This window comes from Ruegeria sp. YTSC002, assembly GCF_059609845.1.
The window spans coordinates 1-1,777 of the sequence record NZ_JBXWML010000033.1; the positions used below are offsets into that span (position 1 = coordinate 1).

Consider the following 1,777-nt stretch of genomic DNA (forward strand, 5'->3'; position numbering starts at 1 on the left):
CCTGAGCTTTCATGTCGTCGGCCGAGATTCCGGCGACGGCGACGGGTTTTTTCATTGCGTCGCGGCGGAAAGGTTCGCCGAGTTCCTGGTTGATCAGGGCCTCGATCAGCGTGGTGATGCCGTTCTTCTGGTCCTCGATCGCCTGGTTCAGCGCCGCGGTCAGCTCGTCCTGGGTGCGGGCCACGACGCCCTTCAGGCCACAGGCCTGCGCAATACCGGCGTAAGACACTTTGGTGTCCAGCTCGGTGCCCACGAAGTTGTCGTCGAACCACAGGGTCGAGTTGCGCTTTTCCGCGCCCCACTGATAGTTGCGGAAGACGATCTGGGTCACGGCGGGCCATTCCTCACGCCCGATCGCGGTCAGTTCGTTCACCGCGATGCCGAAGGCGCCGTCACCGGCAAAGCCCACGACCGGAACGTCCGGGCAGCCGATCTTGGCACCGACGATGGCCGGCAGGCCATAGCCACAGGGCCCGAACAGGCCCGGCGCCAGGTATTTGCGGCCCGCCTCGAAGGACGGATAGGCGTTGCCGATGGCGCAGTTGTTGCCGATGTCCGAACTGATGATCGCCTCTTTCGGCAGCGCCGCCTGAATGGCGCGCCAGGCCATGCGGGGGCTCATCCAGTCGGGCTTGGCCGCGCGGGCGCGCTGGTTCCAGGTGGTGCCGGGATCATCATCCTCGTGGTCCATGCTGCTCAGCTGCTGGGCCCAGCGGGACTTCTTCTCGGCGATCTTCGCCTTGCGTTCTTCGCGGCCCTCGTCGCCCGCGGTGTCGCTCAGCTGGTTCAGGATGCCAGTCGCCACCTTGGCCGCGTCACCCACGATGCCCACGCTGACCTTCTTGGTCAGGCCGATCCGGTCGGGGTTGATGTCGACCTGGATGATCTTGGCGTTGGCCGGCCAGTATTCCATGCCATAGCCGGGCAGGGTCGAGAACGGGTTCAGGCGGGTGCCGAGGCACAGCACCACGTCGGCCTCGCTGATCAGCTCCATCCCGGCTTTCGAACCGTTGTAGCCCAGCGGACCGGCAAACAGAGGGTGGCTGCCGGGGAAGGCGTCGTTGTGCTGATAGCCGACGCAGACCGGCGCATCCAGACGCTCGGCCAGTGCTTTCGAGGCCTCGATCCCGCCTTTGGACAGAACCACGCCGGCACCGTTCAGGATCACCGGGTTCTTGGCGTTCGACAGCAGTTCAGCCGCCTGCGCCACGGCGGTTTCGCCGCCCGCGGGGCGTTCGAAATCGACGATGGCGGGCAGATCAACATCGATCACCTGGGTCCAGAAATCACGCGGGATGTTGATCTGGGCCGGGGCGCTGGCGCGCTTGGCTTTCATGATCACGCGGTTCAGAACCTCGATGACGCGGGTCGGATCGCGGACCTCTTCCTGATAGGCGACCATGTCTTCGAACAGCTTCATCTGCTCGACTTCCTGGAAACCGCCCTGACCGATGGTCTTGTTCGCCGCCTGCGGGGTGACCAGCAGCAGCGGCGTGTGGTTCCAGTAGGCCGTCTTCACCGCCGTCACGAAGTTGGTGATGCCCGGGCCGTTCTGCGCGATCATCATCGACATCTTGCCGGTGGCGCGGGTATAGCCGTCGGCCATCATGCCGGCCGAGCCTTCATGCGCACAGTCCCAGAACATGATCCCGGCCTTCGGGAACAAGTCCGAGATCGGCATCATCGCAGATCCAATGATCCCGAACGCATGCTCGATCCCGTGCATCTGCAAAACCTTAACAAACGCCTCTTCCGTCGTCATCTTCATGTGGGTGCT

At 64.0% G+C, this 1,777-nt stretch carries 1 protein-coding gene; it reads right to left on the reverse strand.

The genetic code is table 11. The annotated features are described in order from the left end of the window. Positions 1 to 1,768: sulfoacetaldehyde acetyltransferase (gene xsc, locus AC2FFD_RS22215; protein WP_496874161.1), on the reverse strand; the 1,768-nt coding region annotated here is incomplete at its 3' end. Positions 1,769 to 1,777 lie beyond the last annotated feature (9 nt).